At 64.3% G+C, this 17,141-nt stretch carries 16 protein-coding genes; 8 read left to right on the forward strand and 8 right to left on the reverse strand.

Annotated features, from left to right (window positions below):
* Window positions 1-90: 90 nt before the first annotated feature.
* On the forward strand, window positions 91-564 hold the full coding sequence (gene ybaK / locus L6639_RS31485; RefSeq protein WP_237865363.1) for a Cys-tRNA(Pro) deacylase: 474 nt from the start codon (window positions 91-93) through the stop codon (window positions 562-564).
* A 125-nt stretch (window positions 565-689) separates the two neighbouring features.
* On the forward strand, window positions 690-1,565 hold the full coding sequence (locus L6639_RS31490) for an NAD(P)-dependent oxidoreductase (RefSeq protein WP_237865364.1): 876 nt from the start codon (window positions 690-692) through the stop codon (window positions 1,563-1,565).
* 6 nt (window positions 1,566-1,571) lie between these two features.
* Here the strand turns inward: L6639_RS31490 and L6639_RS31495 are convergent, their stop codons facing one another.
* A complete protein-coding gene (locus tag L6639_RS31495; protein WP_237865366.1) occupies window positions 1,572-2,255 on the reverse strand; it encodes a GntR family transcriptional regulator in 684 nt (227 codons plus the stop codon).
* A 158-nt stretch (window positions 2,256-2,413) separates the two neighbouring features.
* Between L6639_RS31495 and tcuA the strand changes: the two genes are divergently transcribed.
* On the forward strand, window positions 2,414-3,805 hold the full coding sequence (tcuA, locus tag L6639_RS31500; protein WP_237865368.1) for an FAD-dependent tricarballylate dehydrogenase TcuA: 1,392 nt from the start codon (window positions 2,414-2,416) through the stop codon (window positions 3,803-3,805).
* Window positions 3,792-4,892 (forward strand): tricarballylate utilization 4Fe-4S protein TcuB, encoded by a 1,101-nt coding sequence (tcuB, locus tag L6639_RS31505; protein WP_237865369.1) that lies wholly within the window; start codon window positions 3,792-3,794, stop codon window positions 4,890-4,892. Before tcuA ends, tcuB begins: the two co-directional genes overlap by 14 nt.
* A 3-nt stretch (window positions 4,893-4,895) precedes the next feature.
* Here the strand turns inward: tcuB and L6639_RS31510 are convergent, their stop codons facing one another.
* The 3 genes from L6639_RS31510 to L6639_RS43345 all read right to left on the reverse strand — a co-directional run bounded on the left by L6639_RS31510 (window position 4,896) and on the right by L6639_RS43345 (window position 9,599).
* Window positions 4,896-5,564 (reverse strand): esterase/lipase family protein, encoded by a 669-nt coding sequence (locus tag L6639_RS31510; protein ID WP_237865370.1) that lies wholly within the window; start codon window positions 5,562-5,564, stop codon window positions 4,896-4,898.
* 5 nt (window positions 5,565-5,569) lie between these two features.
* Entirely contained in the window at window positions 5,570-8,974 is a 3,405-nt protein-coding gene (locus tag L6639_RS31515; protein ID WP_237865373.1) for an acyl-[ACP]--phospholipid O-acyltransferase, read from the reverse strand.
* Between the two features lie 358 nt (window positions 8,975-9,332).
* Entirely contained in the window at window positions 9,333-9,599 is a 267-nt protein-coding gene (locus tag L6639_RS43345) for a hypothetical protein (RefSeq protein WP_333909360.1), read from the reverse strand.
* A 51-nt stretch (window positions 9,600-9,650) separates the two neighbouring features.
* On the opposite strand from L6639_RS43345, the gene L6639_RS31520 reads away from it, so the two are divergent.
* Window positions 9,651-10,271 carry a TetR/AcrR family transcriptional regulator gene (locus tag L6639_RS31520; protein WP_237865512.1) on the forward strand — a complete coding sequence of 207 codons (621 nt, stop codon included), beginning with the start codon at window positions 9,651-9,653 and terminating at the stop codon, window positions 10,269-10,271.
* Between the two features lie 15 nt (window positions 10,272-10,286).
* Here the strand turns inward: L6639_RS31520 and L6639_RS31525 are convergent, their stop codons facing one another.
* The 3 genes from L6639_RS31525 to L6639_RS31535 form a co-directional block, all read right to left on the reverse strand.
* Entirely contained in the window at window positions 10,287-11,594 is a 1,308-nt protein-coding gene (locus L6639_RS31525) for a GGDEF domain-containing protein (RefSeq protein WP_237865375.1), read from the reverse strand.
* A 233-nt stretch (window positions 11,595-11,827) separates the two neighbouring features.
* The gene (pncB, locus tag L6639_RS31530; protein WP_237865376.1) at window positions 11,828-13,132 is read right to left on the reverse strand and encodes a nicotinate phosphoribosyltransferase; all 1,305 of its coding nucleotides are present in this window, start codon (window positions 13,130-13,132) and stop codon (window positions 11,828-11,830) included.
* 90 nt (window positions 13,133-13,222) lie between these two features.
* Window positions 13,223-14,149 (reverse strand): LysR family transcriptional regulator, encoded by a 927-nt coding sequence (locus L6639_RS31535; protein WP_237865377.1) that lies wholly within the window; start codon window positions 14,147-14,149, stop codon window positions 13,223-13,225.
* 97 nt (window positions 14,150-14,246) lie between these two features.
* Between L6639_RS31535 and pcaH the strand changes: the two genes are divergently transcribed.
* The 3 genes from pcaH (at window position 14,247) to L6639_RS31550 (ending at window position 16,219) form a co-directional block, all read left to right on the forward strand.
* Window positions 14,247-15,029: a protocatechuate 3,4-dioxygenase subunit beta gene (pcaH, locus tag L6639_RS31540; RefSeq protein ID WP_237865379.1), complete on the forward strand. Its 783-nt coding sequence runs from the start codon at window positions 14,247-14,249 to the stop codon at window positions 15,027-15,029.
* A 4-nt stretch (window positions 15,030-15,033) separates the two neighbouring features.
* A complete protein-coding gene (gene pcaG, locus L6639_RS31545; protein WP_237865381.1) occupies window positions 15,034-15,660 on the forward strand; it encodes a protocatechuate 3,4-dioxygenase subunit alpha in 627 nt (208 codons plus the stop codon).
* A 181-nt stretch (window positions 15,661-15,841) separates the two neighbouring features.
* The gene (locus L6639_RS31550) at window positions 15,842-16,219 is read left to right on the forward strand and encodes an SPW repeat protein (RefSeq protein WP_237865383.1); all 378 of its coding nucleotides are present in this window, start codon (window positions 15,842-15,844) and stop codon (window positions 16,217-16,219) included.
* Between the two features lie 8 nt (window positions 16,220-16,227).
* Here L6639_RS31550 and L6639_RS31555 read toward each other — a convergent pair whose 3' ends face one another.
* Window positions 16,228-17,133, reverse strand: coding sequence for a helix-turn-helix domain-containing protein (locus tag L6639_RS31555; protein ID WP_237865385.1), 906 nt, complete (start codon window positions 17,131-17,133; stop codon window positions 16,228-16,230).
* Window positions 17,134-17,141: the final 8 nt, after the last annotated feature.

Genomic DNA, 17,141 nt, shown 5'->3' on the forward strand with positions numbered 1-17,141 from the left:
GGCCGGGACGACACCGATGGTGAGGCGCGCACATGCGTCCACCTTGCACAACGGCTTCGCGCCGCGCCGGGACGGTGCTAAACATCGCCGATGTCCAAAGTCACGCCCGCCACCCGAGCGCTCACCGCCGCCGGTGTCGCTTTCACCGTCCACGCCTACGACTACGATCCTGACGCCGAGAGCATTGGCCTGCAGGCGGCCGCCGCGCTCGGTGAAGACCCGGCACGCGTGCTGAAGACGCTGATGGCGCTGGTGGACGGCAAGCCGGTCTGCGTCATCGTCCCGTCCGACCAGGAAGTCTCGATGAAGAAGCTCGCCGCGGCCGCTGGCGGCAGATCGGCGCAGATGATGAAGCCGCCGGAGGCCGAGCGCGTCACTGGCTACAAGGTCGGCGGCATCAGCCCGTTCGGGCAGCGCAAGCAGGTCGGTACGGTGCTCGAGCAGAGCGCGCTCGCACATGACCTCGTCTATCTCAATGGCGGTCAACGCGGGCTGCAAGTGCGGATGAAGCCGACCGATGTGCGGGATGTCGTGAAGGCAGTCGTGGCCGACGTGCTCGCCTGAGGTGATCGCCACACCAGCGCGACTCGCAAGGCTGGTCTACGCGCCGTCGCTGGCTGGCGGACCTGGCGGCGGCTAATGCTTGCCCAAACACATGAGCGACGCGTGACTTCGGGGAGGGTGCCTGAATGACTGACGCAATCGGATTCATCGGTCTCGGTGTTATGGGCGAGCCCATCTGCCGGAATTTGCTGCGTAAGAGCGGGCGCAAGCTGCTGGCCTTCGACCTCGCCGTGGAGCCGCTGGCGCGGATCGTGGCTGACGGGGCGGTCGCGGCAAATTCCGTGGCCGACGTCGTCGGCGGCAGCGATATCACCTTCCTCTGCCTGCCCAGTGCCAAGCATGTGTTGTCGGCCTTCGAGGGCGGCATTCTGCCGGCCGTCCGGCGCGGCCAGATCGTTGTCGATCTCGGAACGTCCGAGGTCGGGATGACGCGCGAATTTGCCCGCCAACTCGCAGAAAAGGGAGCGCTCTGGATCGACGCACCGATCGCGCGCACGCGTCAGGCCGCGCAGGACGGCACGCTCAGCGTGATGGTCGGCGCCACGTCCGCGCAGTTTTCGCAAGTCGAGCCGCTGATCCGGCATTTCGCCACCGACGTCACCCTGTGCGGCGGCACCGGCGCCGGCCAGATCACAAAGATCCTCAACAACATGGTGCTGTTCGAGACCGTGAATGCGCTGGCGGAGGCCGTCGCGGTCGCAAAGCGTAGCGGTGTCGAACCAAAATTGTTGCTGGAAACGTTGTCGAAAGGCTCGGCCGACAGCTTTGCGCTACGTAACCATGGCATGAAAGCCATTGTTCCGAACGAGTATCCCCTGCGCGCGTTCTCGACCGAATATGCGATGAAGGATCTGACCTACGCGCTTGAACTCGGCAGACAGACCGGCGTCAACATGCGCGGAGCCGCGCTGATCCGTACGATCTTCGAGGAGGCAATCGAGGGCGGGATGGGCGATGCTTACTTCCCCGTCATCGCAAGGCTGCTTGAACCCGGAAAATAACCGGCGCTATTGCTTCTGCAGCAGCTTAAGTCGGCAGCGCAGCGCCTCGCGGATGTGGGCGCGGGCGAGCTGTTCGGCCTTGTCGCCGTCGCGCGCTGCGATGGCCTCGATGATGGCGAGGTGCTCGCCGTGGCTGGTCGAGGGACGCCCCGTCACGATGAAGGTGGTCGGGCCGAGCAGGGCGATCCAGTCCTGCAATTCGCGGGAGGCGTTGTCGAGATAGCGGTTGCGAGCGGCGCGGCAGATCGCCTCGTGGAAGGCGCGGTTAAGCCTTGCCATTTCGCCGGCGTCGGTCTCGGAGGCTTCGACAAAGGCCTGCTCGATATCCCGGAGCGCATCCACCTCCGGTGCAGAGGCGTGCTCGGCGGCAAGGCGCGCGGCCGCGCCTTCCATGATCTCGCGCATGGCGTAGAGCTCGAGCACCTCGGAGATGTCGAGGTTACGCACGATCAGGCCGCGACCACCGGCGGGCTCGACGAAGCCGCGCGCCGCAAGCCGGCCAAGCGCTTCACGCACGGGCGTACGGCTGACCTTCAGCCGTTGCGCGACTTCCTCCTCGCGCAGGCGGTCACCGGCGCGGTAGCTGCCGGCCTGGAGTGCCTCGCACAACGAGCGGAATACGGCTTCGCCCAGCGCCACGCCACCGCCACGAGCGATCGATCCGCCTGTCTTTGCCGGGCGTCTGGGCATGAATCCCCGGGTCTGCGATCCGCATCCTGCCCATGCAGAGATGCCGCTTGCCTCCCATCTGTATATCTTTGTATACAAAAGTACGCAATGGCTGCCAGGATTGACCGCAGCCGTCGGCGGGCAGAATGTCTCCAACTTCGTCGCATCGGGCAGACGGCATGAGCAGCAAATACGACGTGCTGGTGATCGGCGGCGGCAACGCGGCGCTGTGCGCGGCGATCTCGGCGCGCCGCGGCGGTGCCTCGGTGCTCGTGCTCGAGGGCGCGCCAAAGTTCTATCGCGGTGGCAACACCCGCCACACCCGCAACATGCGCTGCGCCCATGACGCGGCGACCGAGATCCTGACCGGCCCCTATACCGAGGATGAGTTCTGGGAGGACCTGCTGCGCGTCACCGGCGGGCAGACCGACGAAGTGCTCGCCCGTCACATGATCCGGGAGTCCAAGGACATCCTGAACTGGATCGTGGAGCAGGGCGTACGCTGGCAGCCCTCGCTCGGCGGCACGCTGAGCCTCGGTCGCACCAACTCCTTCTTCCTCGGCGGTGGCCGCGCCATGCTGAACGCGCTGTATCTGACCGCGGAGCGGCTCGGCGTCGACGTTGAATATGACGCCGAGGTCACCGACCTCGTCATCGAAGACGGCATGTTCCTCGCCGCCCGCCTCAAGCGGCCGATCAACGGCGAGACCGAGATCCGCGCGACCTCGCTGGTCGCTGCCGCCGGCGGGTTCGAGGCCAACATTGAATGGCTGAAGCAATATTGGGGCGAGGCCGCCGACAATTTCCTGATCCGCGGCACCCCCTATAATCGTGGCTCGATCCTGAAGATGCTGCTCGACAAGGGCGTGCAGGAGGTCGGCGACCCCACCCAGTGCCACGCGGTCGCGATCGACGCCCGCGCGCCGCAATTCGATGGCGGCATCATTACGCGCCATGACTCGGTGGTGTTCGGCATCGTCGTCAATAAGCACGCGCAGCGCTTCTATGACGAGGGCGAGGACATCTGGCCGAAGCGCTACGCGATCTGGGGCCGGCTGGTCGCGGCCCAGCCCGACCAGATTGCCTACATCATCTTCGATTCGACCGTCGTGACCAGCTTCATGCCGACCCTGTTCCCGCCGATCGCCGGGCAGACGGTGGCCGAGCTTGCCCGCAAGCTCGAGCTCGATCCGGCCGCGCTGGAAAAGACCGTCACCGAATTCAACGCGGCGGTGCTATCAGGCACGTTCGATCACACCATTCTGGACGACTGCCGCACCGAAGGTATCACGCCGCCCAAGACCCATTGGGCGCGTAAGATCGAGACGCCGCCCTATCTCGCCTATCCCGTGCGGCCCGGCATCACCTTCACCTATCTCGGCACGCGCGTGAACAAGGAGGCGCGGATGATGATGGCTGATGGCAAGCCGTCCGGCAACATGTTCGCTGCCGGCGAGATCATGGCCGGCAACGTGCTCGGCAAGGGATATGCGGCCGGCATGGGCATGACCATCGGCAGCGTGTTCGGTCGGATCGCAGGACGGGAAGCGGCGAAACATGCACGGAACTAGAATCCTTGATGAAGCCGACCGTCTGATGACGGTCTGCAATTCCTGCCGTTATTGCGAGGGCCTGTGCGCGGTGTTTCCGGCCATGGAGATGCGACGCGCCTTCTCCGACGGCGACCTCAACTATCTCGCCAACCTCTGCCATTCCTGCGGCGCCTGCTATGTCGACTGCCAGTTCTCGCCGCCGCACGAGTTCAACGTCAACGTCCCAAAGACGCTGGCGGTCGCGCGCGCGGAGTCCTACGCCACCTATGCCTGGCCACAGGCCCTGTCCGGTGCATTCGCCCGTAACGGCCTCGTCATCGCCATCATCGCTGCGCTCAGCATGGCGGCCTTCATTCTTGGCTTCGTGGCCCTGAATGATGCTAGGGGGCTGTTCGGGGTGCACACCGGTCCCGGCGCGTTCTACAAGCTGATGCCGCACAACGCGATGGCCGCCTTGTTTGGCGCTGCGTTCCTTTATGCCATCCTCGCGCTGGTCGTGAGCGTGCGCGCGTTCTGGCGCGACATCGGCCCGCCGATTGACGGCCGCGCCGATGGCGGCTCGATCTTTCAGGCGATCCGTGATGCCGGCGAGCTGCGCTATCTCCACGGGGGCGGCGTCGGCTGCTACAACGAGGATGACAAGCCGACCGACCGGCGCAAGCTCTTCCATCACCTGACGTTCTACGGCTTCCTGCTGTGCTTTGCCGCAACTTCGGTGGCGACGCTCTATCACTATCTGCTCGGCCGCGAGGCGCCGTATCCGTGGTGGGACCTGCCGGTCGTGCTCGGTACGCTCGGCGGCATCGGCCTCATCGTTGGCTCGATCGGCCTGTTCGTGGCCAAGATGCGGCGCGATCCGGCGCTGCTTGACGAGAACAGCTACGGCATGGATGTCGGCTTCATCGCCATGCTGTTGCTGACCGGGTTCACCGGCATGCTGCTTCTGATCCTGCGCGAGACTGCGGCCATGGGGCCGCTGCTGGCGCTGCATCTCGGCGCGGTGTTCGCACTGTTCATCACCATGCCCTATGGCAAGTTCGTGCACGGCATCTACCGCTTCGTGGCGCTGGTGCGCTATGCGCAGGAACGGCGGACCGCGGCCTAGCCTTCACGCCAGGCTGAATCGGCCGTCCTGAAGAAATGCAATGGTCTGCGCGATCGCAACGCCGTGACGCGGCAGTCCGGTATGGGAAGCGTTCACGACGATATGGTCGGCCATGCCGGCCAGCATCGCGCTTTGCACCGACACGCGTCCGTCATTCGGCTTCGGCAGGACGAAGAGGCCGGCGACGGGATCGATGAAACGATTTCCCGCGATCACGCCGACGGGATAGTCCACAACGGGCAGGACGTTAGACCGGTTCGCTGTCGTGAGCTCAAGCCCGGCCGGCCCGTAGAATGCGCGGTAAAGCCGAGACCCGCTCAGGAGATCGGCGACCTCGCTGCCGCCGTTCGGCGTGCCCAGCATCACGACGCCGCCAAGCCGGTTCGGCCGGTGTTTCGCGAGATAGGCGCGCGTCACGAGACCGCCCATCGAATGCGCGACGAAGTGGAGCGGAGCCTCGCGTTCGGCAAAGCGGGCGATTGCCGGGTGGATATCGTCAGCGAGCGCTGCGATTGGCTTCCCGCGGCTCGCATAGTCGATGTTGAGCGTAGCGAATCCGGCTGCCTGGAGTGACCGCTCAAGCCTCCTCAGCGATGCGGAGCCGCGCGCGATGCCATGAAGCAGAACCACTCCAGGACATCGCGCGCCGCTGATTTCAGGCGCCTCGTGCATCTTCCTTACGCAACCTCGCGCTCCGGCGACGACGCCTGCTCGCGGGCCATCGTCGTTGCCGTGACGTAGTCGGTCTTGCCGGTGCCGAGCAACGGCACCTTGTCGACCACCATGATCGTCGCGGGCACGGTCAGCTCGGAGGCGCCGACTGCCTTGGCCTGGGCTTGCATTGCGCTGCGCTCGGCATTCTTCTCCGTGGTCAGCAGCACGATGCGTTCGCCCTTGCGCTGGTCGGGGATCGACACGGCGACCGAAGCGGCCTGCGGCCACAGCGTGGTCGCGATGCTCTCGACCGCCGACAGCGAGACCATTTCGCCGGCGATCTTGGCAAAGCGCTTGGCGCGGCCCTTGATGCTGATGAAGCCGGCGGCGTCGATCGCGACGATGTCGCCGGTGTCGTGCCAGCCCTCGGGCAGCACTTCGAGCACACCAGGGTTTTCAGCCCTGAGGTAACCGAGCATCACGTTCGGTCCGCGCACCGACAGGCGGCCGCCTTCCTCGATACCGGGAACCGGATCGAGGCGGCTTTCCATCAGTGGCGAGAGACGGCCGACAGTGCCGGGACGGTTGGCCATCGGCGTGTTCATCGCCAGCACCGGCGCCGTCTCGGTGACGCCATAGCCTTCGAGGATGCGGATGCCGTAGCGCTCCATGAACACCTGGCGCGTGCGGTCCTTGACCGCCTCGGCGCCGGCGATCACCAGGCGCAGGGTGCGGAAGTCGTAGGCATGCGCAGAGCGCGCATAGCCGGTGAGGAAGGTGTCGGTGCCGAACAGGATGGTAGCACCGGTTTGGTAGATCAGCTCGGGCACGATGCGGTAGTGCAGCGGCGAGGGATACATGTAGATCGGAATGCCCGCGAGAACAGGCATCATCATTCCGCCCGTGAGTCCGAATGAGTGGAACACCGGCAGCACGTTGAACACCTTGTCATTGGCGTTGGCATCGACACGCGCCAGCGCCTGCGCCGCGTTGGCGAGGATGTTGCGATGGGACAGTACCACGCCCTTGGGGGTGCCTTCCGAGCCCGACGTGAAGAGCACGACGGCGGGATCGTTGGCCTGACGCGTCACGCGTGGTGCAGTGCCGGCGAGCAGTCCCTTGATCTTGTCAGCCGTGCCTATCGAGGCGCGGACGTCCTCGAGATAGACGACGCGCGCCTCGTCGGAGATCGCGGCCATCAGCCTGTCGAGCTTACCCTTCTCGATGAAGGCTTTTGAGGTCAGCACGGTCTTGACCTGCGCAGCTTTCATGGCGGCGAGGACGTTGACCGGGCCGGCCGAGAAATTCAGCATGGCCGGAACGCGACCGATGCTCTGCAGCGCCATGAAGACCACGGCGACGCCCGCGGAGTTCGGCAGCAGCACGCCGACGTTCTCGCCGGCCGTGGTGCCGGTCTCGAGCTTGCGGCTCAGGACCTGCGCGCCGAGGATCAGCTTGCGATAGGTGAGCTTGGTGCCGAGGGCGTCCTCGATGATCACCTTGCCCGTGTCGCGGTCGCGATAGGCGTGTCCGAGCGCCTCGAACAGCGAGTGATCGAGCATGGCGTTCTTGACCAGCGCGTCGATCATGACGTCCTGCAGCGCGGCGCCGGCGGCATTGCGGCGCGCCTTGCCCTTGAGCTGTTCATCGACCGGCAGCTTGACCGGTGGCAGGATCGTCACCGTCACCCGCGGGAACCAGGAGCGCTTGATCTGGCTGGAGTTGAGGTAACTGAGATGCGAGCGCTGCGCACCTTCGATGCGAACCGGCACGACCACGGCGTCGGCCTTGTCCGCGATCATCGCGGTGCCGTCATAGACCTTCATCAGCGACCCGGAGACAGTGATGCGTCCCTCCGGGAAGATCACCACCGGTTCGCCCGCGGCGACGAGCTTGATCAGGTCGCGCGCGGCCAGCGGCTTGGTCGGGTCCATGGTGTAGTGCTTGACCACGCGCAGGAACGGCTTGGCCCACCAGGCCTTGGAGATGCCGGTGTCGACCGCGAAGCTCGCATCGATCGGCAGCACGGCGTGCAGCAGCGGGCCGTCGATCAGGCTGACATGGTTCGGCGCGATCAGCATGCGGGTGCCGGGAGGCGGCAGATTTTCGAGGCCACGGATCTCGGTACGGAATAGCGCGCGGAACAGCAGTCCGCCGAAATCGCGCACGCCTTCCTTGCCCCACTTCGTCAGGACGAACCACACTGCGCCGAAGCTGGCGACGCCGAGGCCGAAGAAGATCCAGCCGACATGCACGCCGCCGGCCTGCAGCAGCGCGACGAACAGCGAGCCGACCACCATGAAGGCAGCCTGCAACACGTTGCCGGCGGCGATGATGCGGGCGCGTTCGTTCGGCGCCGACCAGGCCTGCACCGCGGCGAAGGAGGGCACGACGAAAAGGCCGCCGCCGAAGGCGAAGGCGACGAAGTCGACCAGCATGCGTAGGCCCGCGAACGAGGTCGCAAAGTCGATCGCCGCGATGTCCTGGCCCTTGGTCGCCACAGCGATGGCCCAGGCGAGATCGAGGCCGGCGCAGCCCATGATGATGGCGCCGATCGGCACCAGCGCGAGGTTCGGACGGACGTGGCTGAGGCTGGCCGCGAACAGTGAGCCGATGGCGATGCCGATCGCGAAGATCGCAAGGCACAGCGTCACCACGCCTTCGCTACCACCGACGACGTCCTTCACCAGCGCCGGCAAGAGCGACAGCACGATGGCGCCGACCAGCCAGAACCAGGAGACGATCACGGTGCCATCCCACAGACGGTGGTCGGCATGTAGCGTCTTGAGCAGGCTGAGCGTCGAGGTCCAGGGATTGGCATCGACGGGCAGATCGGGCGCGGAGGGCGTTGTCTGCGGAATGCGGGAGGCAAAGGCCCAGGACAGCAGGGCCAGCACGACCACGGCCGATGCGACCCAGGCCATATGCGCGGAGCCTGCGACGAATTGGCCGCCGGCGACAGTGCCGAGCAGGATCGCCATGAAGGTTGCACCTTCAACCAGCGCGTTGCCGGTGGCGAGCTCACCGAGCTCCAGCTGGTCCGGCAGCATGGAGTATTTCACGGGACCAAACAGCGCGGCGATGATGCCGAACAACGCAAGCGCGGTGAACAGCAGCGGCACCGAGTGCATGAAGAAACCCGCAGCAGCGAAGCCCGCCGCAAAGATTTCGGCGAACTTCAATCGCCTTGCGACGACCGATTTGACGTATTTGTCGGCAAGCTGGCCGCCGAGCCCGGACAGGATGAAGTAGGGGAAGATGAAGACGGCACCTGCCACCGTCACCAGGGCATCACCGTGGCCCGTTGCGGCGCTGTAAAGCAGGATGATGACGAGTGCGTTCTTGAGCACGTTGTCATTGAGCGCCGAGAAAAATTGCGCCCAGAACAGCGGCGCAAAGCGGCGTGACGACATCAATTCCCTGATCATGACGAGTCCTGTTTTGGAAAGGCAGCCTGAGGTTGTTACGTTGCGGGTCGAACGTCACGACCGGAAGGGTGTGGGGAGCGATTGCAGGCGACGACGCTTGCCGGCCTGTCGTGTCCCCTCGGTCCCTCCGATCCAGTTGGTCTCCAGCTTGTCTCGTTAGGTTCGCAAATATCCGGTCGCGGCCGCAGCTTCGGGCGGAAATGCCGCGATTATGGGGATATCGCCGGGGCCGATAAGAAAAAGCTGAACGGCATCCCTGACTTTCGCCGAGTCGGCCGGCAGTGTCCGGACATAGTAAGTGCTTTGTTGCGATCGGCGTTCGCATTCGAGTGGAGCCGCACGTGCATCGGCTTGTCCACTAGGTGAGGTGAGCGAGATGGCGAAAGGGATTGAGCCGGCCAAGCAGGCTGACGCGGCGGCCCTCATGGCGGGCGCGGGTGCGGCTGGTCCGCCACATCCGGAAGGTCGCGCGGCGCTCAGCGAGCACGCCGGCGATGTCGCAGGCATTTGCAATCCGATCGATCGGCGCCATCGCGAGCCGCAGGACAGCGCGGCCGAAGCCGCTGACGAGGGCCGCGGCGTCATCGATGAAGGTGGAGGCAATATCAACAGCAAGGGTTTGCATTTTGCAGGTCTCCGGGTTAAATTGAACAATGTTCACGTGAGTAGCTTGAAAATGAACAATGTTCAAGAAGAATCGCTGCGGGATCGAAAAAAAAGTCGCCGGCGGCTTCAGATCCTGGAGATCGCCCGCAGCATCATCGCTTCTAAAGGATTGAGATCATTAAAGGTTCGGGATATCGCGGACGCCGCCGGCTGCTCCGTCGGCAGCGTCTATAACGAGTTCGACGACTTCGACGGGGTGATCCTGACCGTCAACAGGGAGACGGTCCAGGCGCTCACGGCGCGGCTGGGCGCGGTTCCGACCGAGGATCCGGTTCGCCAGCTCTATGGATTAGCCGAGACCTATCTCGATTTCTTCGCCGGGAACGCCAATCTGCTGCGCTCGCTGTTCGAGCATCGGATGGAGGATGACCGCCCGTATCCCGACGACATCCTTCAGATGGTGATGGACGCCTTCGCGCTGATGCATCAGCCCCTGGTGCGCGTGCTGCCTGATGCGGATGACGTGAAGATCGCGCTATTGTCGCGCACGCTGTTTTCCGCAGTCCACGGCATCATCTCGCTCGGCCTCGAAGAGCGTATGGTTGCGGTGCCGCCGCAGATGCTGCGCCAGCAGGTCACACAGTTCCTCGACGCGCATCTTCTGGGTCTCGGAGTCTTGCCGGCACGATGATTGCGACGGTCGCCGTCACGCGCGGGCGGCTTCACGTGGCCGTGCTGCGACGACGACGATGTCCGCGTTCCCGTTGTCAACCTGAACCCGGTTGCGCCCCTTCTCCTTGGCGCGATAGCAGGCGGCATCGGCCCGACGCATCGCCTCCTCGAGCGTGGTGTCGCGGTCGGTGATGCAGGCGACGCCGATGCTGCCGGTCACCGCAAAGCTGCGGTCCTCCCAGGCGAAGCTGAACAGCTCGAGTGACCGCCGCAGCCGCTCGGCGATATTGACCGCGTCGTAGGGCGGGCATTGCGGGAGGATCAGAGCGAATTCATCGCCGCCGAGCCGGGCGACCAGATCGCGCGGCCGCCGATCCTGCTGCAACAGCTGCGCGACCTGACACAGCAGCCGATCGCCGGCGAGATGGCCACTGCTGTCGTTGACGTTCTTGAACTGGTCGAGGTCGAGCAGGATCAGACTGAGCCAACCCGCCGCATTATTGTCGAGCTCGCTTTGCATGCGGGCCTCGAAGGCGCGGCGGTTGGTGATGCCCGTGAGCCAGTCGTGCGACGCCTGAAAGGCCAGGCGTTCCTTCTCCGCGTGCAAGGCATCCTCGAATGCCTGTCGCTGCAGCACCAGTCGCCGGGTGTGCCAGATCATAAGCAGGATCAGTGCTGCGGCGGTGACGATGTTGACCAAGGTCAGCGTCACCTTGATGGTGCGAGAGCCTTCGCCGAGAGCGGTCGAGAACCGCTCGGCATGTCCGGTAAACTGCCTGTTCAGTTCCGAAAGCCGCGACGACAGGAATTGCAGGCGATCGACATTGCGGATGGGGCCGTCCTTCAGCTCGCTCCGGATCACTTCACCGAAGATGCTAAGCTCGAGCAGCATCGGATCAGTGGCAGCCCACTCCCGGATCGCCTCCTGGAAGAAGTTGATGCCGCTGAAATAGCGGAACAGCCAGATCATGCCAGGAATATCGTCGGGATGGTTGCCGCCTTGCAGAAGTCCGATACGTGCGGTCTCGACATCTACCGGATCGCGTTCGAGGGCCCACCTTGCATACTCGTCGCCGATCGGGACAGCGATCGAGGACCGATATTGCGCCAACTGGCTGGCTTCGCCCGAATGCAGATAAAGATTGAGGAAATAGACGGCGTTCTTCTGCGAACGCGACCACATCGCCTCGCCGGCGACGTAAGCGCGAACCGACGACATCACTTCCAGACTGAACCCGGCAATCGTCGCCTGGAGCACAACGACCATGACGAATGGCGAGACGAGCTTGATGACATGAAGGAAGCTGCGTTCCTTCGCCGACGTTGCTGTTCTGCGAAACACTGCGTTCCCCAAATCGCTCAACGACCCCAGCGGAGCGCTCCGCTGACAACGCCGATTACGCGAGAACGCTGCTTGGTTCGACCCGAAAAAGTCCCAAGACCATCTCGCAGGGTGAAGGCGTTGTGAAGCCGATGTTGAAAATGCGACCGAGCCGGAACCTCGCGGCATCGGCGCGCCGATGCCGCCGAATCCGGCCTTTGCGACTCACGCGATCGAGAGGATTTAGCCGATTGCTAGACCAGCACCGGCTGGCGCACACGTCCGGCATCGCCGAACACGCGCAAATAGCGATCGATCTCGGAGGGCATCCCGGTCGCCTTCTCGGGATTGTCGGAGAGCTTTACGGCCGGACGCCCGTCGACCGACGACACCTTGCAGACCAGCGAGATCGGATCGAGATTGAACGAGCCGTCCGGCGCACAGCCGACAAAGTCGTTGGTGAGGTTGGTGCCCCAGCCGAAGGAGAGCCGCACGCGGCCGGTGAAATGGTGATAGGTCTCCTCGATCGAGCCGACGTCCATCGCGTCGGAGAAGACGAGCAGCTTGTCCTTGGGGTTGCGGCCCTTCTTCTGCCACCATGCGACGATCTCTTCGCCGGCCTGGATCGGCGGCGCACTGTCGGGGCGGAAGCCGGTCCAGTCGGCAACCCATTCCGGCGCATCGCGCAGGAAGGCCTTGGTGCCGAAAGCGTCCGGTAGTGCGATCAAGAGATTGCCGCCATAGGTCTGGCGCCACTGATCGAGAATGCGATAGGGCGCCCAGCGCAATTCCTCGTCGTCCTTGGCGAGCGCGGCAGCGACCATCGGCAGCTCGTGTGCATTGGTGCCGATCGCTTCGAGATCGTTGTCCATGGCGAGCAGTACGTTGGACGTTCCGATGAAGGACGGGCCCAGCCCTTCCTTCACCGCCTCCACGCACCAGCGTTGCCAGAGAAAACCGTGGCGGCGGCGGGTGCCGAAGTCGGACAGCCGCAAATTCTCCAGCTTGCGCAGCCGCTCCACCTTGGTCCACAGCTTGGCCTTGGCGCGGGCATAGAGCACGTCGAGCTCGAAGCGGCCGCGGCCCTTGAATGCCGCGCGGGAACGCAACTCGTTGAGGATGGCGAGCGCCGGAATCTCCCACATCGAGGTGTGGGTCCACGGGCCGTGGAAGTGCAGCTCGTACTGGCCCTCGACCTTGCGCAGCTCGTATTCGGGAAGGCGGAATTCGGCGAGCCAGCGGATGAAGTCTGCCGAGAACATGTGGGTCTTGCCGTAGAAGGTGTTACCGGCAAGCCAGATCAGCTCCTTCTTGGAGAAGCGTATGGTGCGGGCATGATCGAGCTGGGCGCGCAGCTCGCCTTCGTCGATGGTCTCGGCAAGCCGCACATGGCGCGAGCGGTTGATGACTGAGAATGTCACCTGCTGATCCGGGTAATCCTCCCGAATCATCTGCAACATCAATAGTTTATAGAAATCGGTATCCAGCAGGCTGCGGATGATGGGATCCAGCCGCCAGCTGTGATTGTAGGTTCGGCTCGCAATGTCGGTCACTGTCATGACCGAATTCTAGCGTGGCCGCCCGCGCGCAACCAGTGGGTTTGGCGAGGGGCGGGCCATCGCTTGGGCAGCCGGCGGGCAACGACCAGTTCAGGCAGAAACCGTCGCCGCCATGAATTCCAGTTGTGTCCTGATCCAGCGGTGCGCCGGGTCCTTCTGATAGCGCTGATGCCAGACCATGAACATCGGCAGTTCGGCCAGCGTGCGCGTGCGCGAGGCCAGCGGAATCCGCGTATGCGCGAAGCCACCCATCACGCCGGAGGCGAGCAGGCTCGGCATGCTCGCCAGCATTTGCGAGCCGCGCAGGAACGACGGCACGCCGGAGAAGCTCGGCACCGAGATGGCGATGTCGCGGTGGAAGCCGTTCGCGGCGAGCCGGCGGTCGAAGTCGAGGCGTTCATTGTCAGTGTAAACGACAGTGATGTGACGCGCGGCGAGATAGCCGTCGCGGCTGGCCGGAGCCGCGCGCGTCGTGGCATCGTAATAGCAGACGTAATGATCGCTCAGCAGCCGCTTCTGCACGATGTCGACGCCGGATGGCGGCAGCGGTGTGATCATGAGGTCGCAGCGATTTTCGCGCAGCATCGCGGGCGAGGGCGATTGCGACGGAATCACGCGCAGGTTCAGGCTCTTCACCTGCGCGGCGACGTGTCCGAAAAAGCCCGGCAGCAGCAGGTCGCGCTGGAAATCGTTGGCGGCGATCGTCAGGGAAAGCTGCGCGCTCGCGGGTTCGAAGGTAACGCCGCCGGCAAAGCTGCGCATCTCGTCGATCAGCGCGCGGGCCTTCGCGGCCAGTGCCTGGGCATGGGCGGTCGCGACAATGCCGCGGCCGGATTTTGCGAACAGCGGATCGCCGACGATCCGCCGCAGCTTGTTCAGCCCGTGGCTGACGGCGGATTGCGTCAGGCCGAGTCGCGTCGCGGCTGCTGTCACCGAACGCTCCTCCAGCACCGCGAGGAACAATTCGAGGGCGTGGCCGTCGAGGGCCAAATGATCGATTTTGTTCATGGGATTCATTATAATCGATCTATTTATCTTGAGAATAGGGGGCGGCACTATCGTTCAATAAGCCGCGCACCCGGGCCCCGGGGCGCCCAAGGGAGAGACAACGACGATGAATGTCCAGGCGCCAGCCTTGCAGGATCCCCGCCTCAACCGCCCCGAGCCGTTCACGCCGCGCGACGGCGGCTTCTTCCAGCGCGACCGTTCGATCCATCCGCCCGCCTATGCGCCCGGCTACAAATCCTCGGTCCTGCGTTCGCCGCGCCAGTCGCTGCTGTCGATCGAGAATTCGGTCTCGGAGATCACGGGGCCGGTGTTCGGCCACAACGATCTCGGGCCGCTCGATAACGATCTGATCCGCAACTACGCAAAGGACGGCGATCCCGTCGGCGAGCGCATCGTCGTCCACGGTCGCGTGCTGGACGAGACCGGCCGCGGCGTGCCGAACACGCTGGTGGAGTTTTGGCAGGCCAATGCCGGCGGTCGCTACCGGCACAAAAAGGATACCTACCTGGCGCCGATCGATCCGAACTTCGGCGGCTGCGGCCGCGCACTGACCGACGACAACGGCTACTATTATTTCCGCACGGTGAAGCCCGGGCCGTATCCTTGGCGCAACTTCGTCAACAGCTGGCGTCCCGCCCACATCCACTTCTCGGTGTTCGGCTCCGGCTTTGCGCAGCGGCTGATCACGCAGATGTACTTTGAGGGCGATCCGCTGATCCCGATCTGCCCGATCCTCACGACGATCCCGGACAAGGACGCGCTCGACCGTCTGGTCGCACCGCTCGACCTCAATGCCTCGACACCATTTGACTCGCTCGCCTACCGCTTCGACATCGTGCTGCGCGGGCAGCGCTCCACCTATTTCGAAAATCGTCCCGAAGGGAACTGAGCAAATGCCGCAGCCGCTCAACTATCTCAAGGAAACCGCCTCGCAGACCGCCGGGCCCTACGTCCATATTGGCCTGATCCCGGCCATGGCCGGTTTCGACATCTTCGAGAATAACTTCTCCAACGTATTGGTGACGCCGAACACACAAGGCGAGCGCATCACGCTGGAAGGCAAGGTGCTCGACGGCAGCGGCTCGCCGCTGCGCGACGTGCTGCTCGAGATCTGGCAGGCCAACGCGGCCGGCCGCTACAACCATCCGGCTGATCGCTCGGCCGGCGCTCTGGACGAAGACTTCCGCGGCTGGGGCCGCGGCGGCTCCGATTTCGAGAGCGGCCTCGTGACGTTCGAGACCATCAAGCCGGGCGCCATCACCGACAAGGCCGGGCGCAAGTGCGCGCCGCATGTCAACGTCTGGATCGTCGCGCGCGGCATCAATATCGGGCTCAACACGCGACTCTATTTCTCCGACGAGGATGCCGCCAACGCCGCCGATCCCGTGCTCAACCTGGTCGAGCCGCAGGTGCGTCGCAAGACGCTGATCGCCACGCGCGGCGAACGCGCCGGCAAGGTCGTGTATTCCTTCACGATCAATCTGCAGGGGCCGGACGAGACCGTCTTCTTCGACGTCTGATCGATCTCATCAATGCAGTGGAGCGGCCCCATCCGACGATGGGGCCGCTTCTGTCGCTGTCCACGAAGCCGCCGCTTCGGCTCCTGAGTGCGACAAAAGTCTAGGCCACGGGCTGCTGCCGGTCAGGAACCAAACCGCCTCCCGATCTTTGCTTCGACAGGTCCCTCGCGGAGGCTTTGCCATGAGCAAGCTGCAAGAGCGCGAAACTGTCCCCGACGTCTACAATCTTTTTCTCGCGGCCGTTCTGTTCATCTCACCATGGCTGTTCAAGCTGACCAACAGCCAGGGTAAGATTGATCTCTGGGTCACCAGCGCGATCATTGTCGTGCTCTCGCTGGCTGCCATCATTGCTTACCGGGACTGGGAGGAATGGATCAACGTGCTGATGGGCGTCTGGCTCATCGCATCGCCCTGGCTGCTCGGATTCCCGCACACGCGCGCGATGCATCTGAGCATCGGCTTCGGTATCGTCATCGTGCTTCTGGCGCTGCTCGATCTCTTCCTGCATTACGAGAAGAGGCACCCAGAGGATGCGCCGGCAGAACAGGCGCACCGATAGCGCGCGGATCAACCCTCATCGCCATGGAGCTGTGCGCGAAAGGCGCGCGGGGACAGTCCGGTGGCCGCTGCATAGACCCGGCTGAAATAGGCGGGGTCTTCGAAGCCGAGGGCGTAGGCGATCGTCGAGACCGGCAGGTTGGTATAGACGAGGTTGCGCCGCGCCTCGCGGATCAACCGGTTCAGGATCAGGTGCGAAGCGGTGTCCCCGGTCGCCGCGCGCGTGACGCGGTTGAGATGGGTCGGCGTGATCGCCAGCGACTTCGCATAGTCCGCAACGGTCCAGCGCTCCAGATGATGTTGTTCGAGCAAGGCCTCGAAGCGGCGAAACAGATTTGTCTCGGCATTGCCGCTGCCGCCGCTTTCGCCCGTGAGCGCGCGTGCGACGAGCCCGATCATGGCCGCCGACAGCGCGCGCAGCACATGGGCGCGGCCGAAATCGCGCGCAGCATGCTCGGCAAAGATCTGCTTCATGGTGGCGCGGATCTGCGGCGTGCCGCGCACAACGGCCGATCGGGACAGCACGCCGCGCAGACCTTCGGCGGCGAGCAGCGCCTCGTCCATGATCTCCGCTGCGATGGTCAGCACCCAGCCCTGTGTTCCCGGAATGAAGCGGAAGCCGTGGACATGGCCGACCGGCACGTTGACGATCTGCATCGGCTTCAAGGGCACCACGCGTCCGTCGAGCGTCGCTTCGCCGCCGCCACGCTCGATCAGCAGCACCTGGTGCAACCGGGCATGCCGGTGCACGGCGAGGGTCCAGTCGTGCAGCACCGAGCGGGACGCAATCGTCTCGCAATGGACGACATCCGGCAAGTCGCCGGCTTCGCCAAACAGGTTGTAGACCCGGATCGCCGGGGCGGGGGCTGCGGTCTTCATGTTCGAATTGTACAAGACAATGGCGAAACCCTCCATCGGTCCGG

Origin of the sequence: Bradyrhizobium zhengyangense (genome assembly GCF_022012555.1) — a bacterium.
GTDB lineage: Bacteria > Pseudomonadota > Alphaproteobacteria > Rhizobiales > Xanthobacteraceae > Bradyrhizobium > Bradyrhizobium zhengyangense.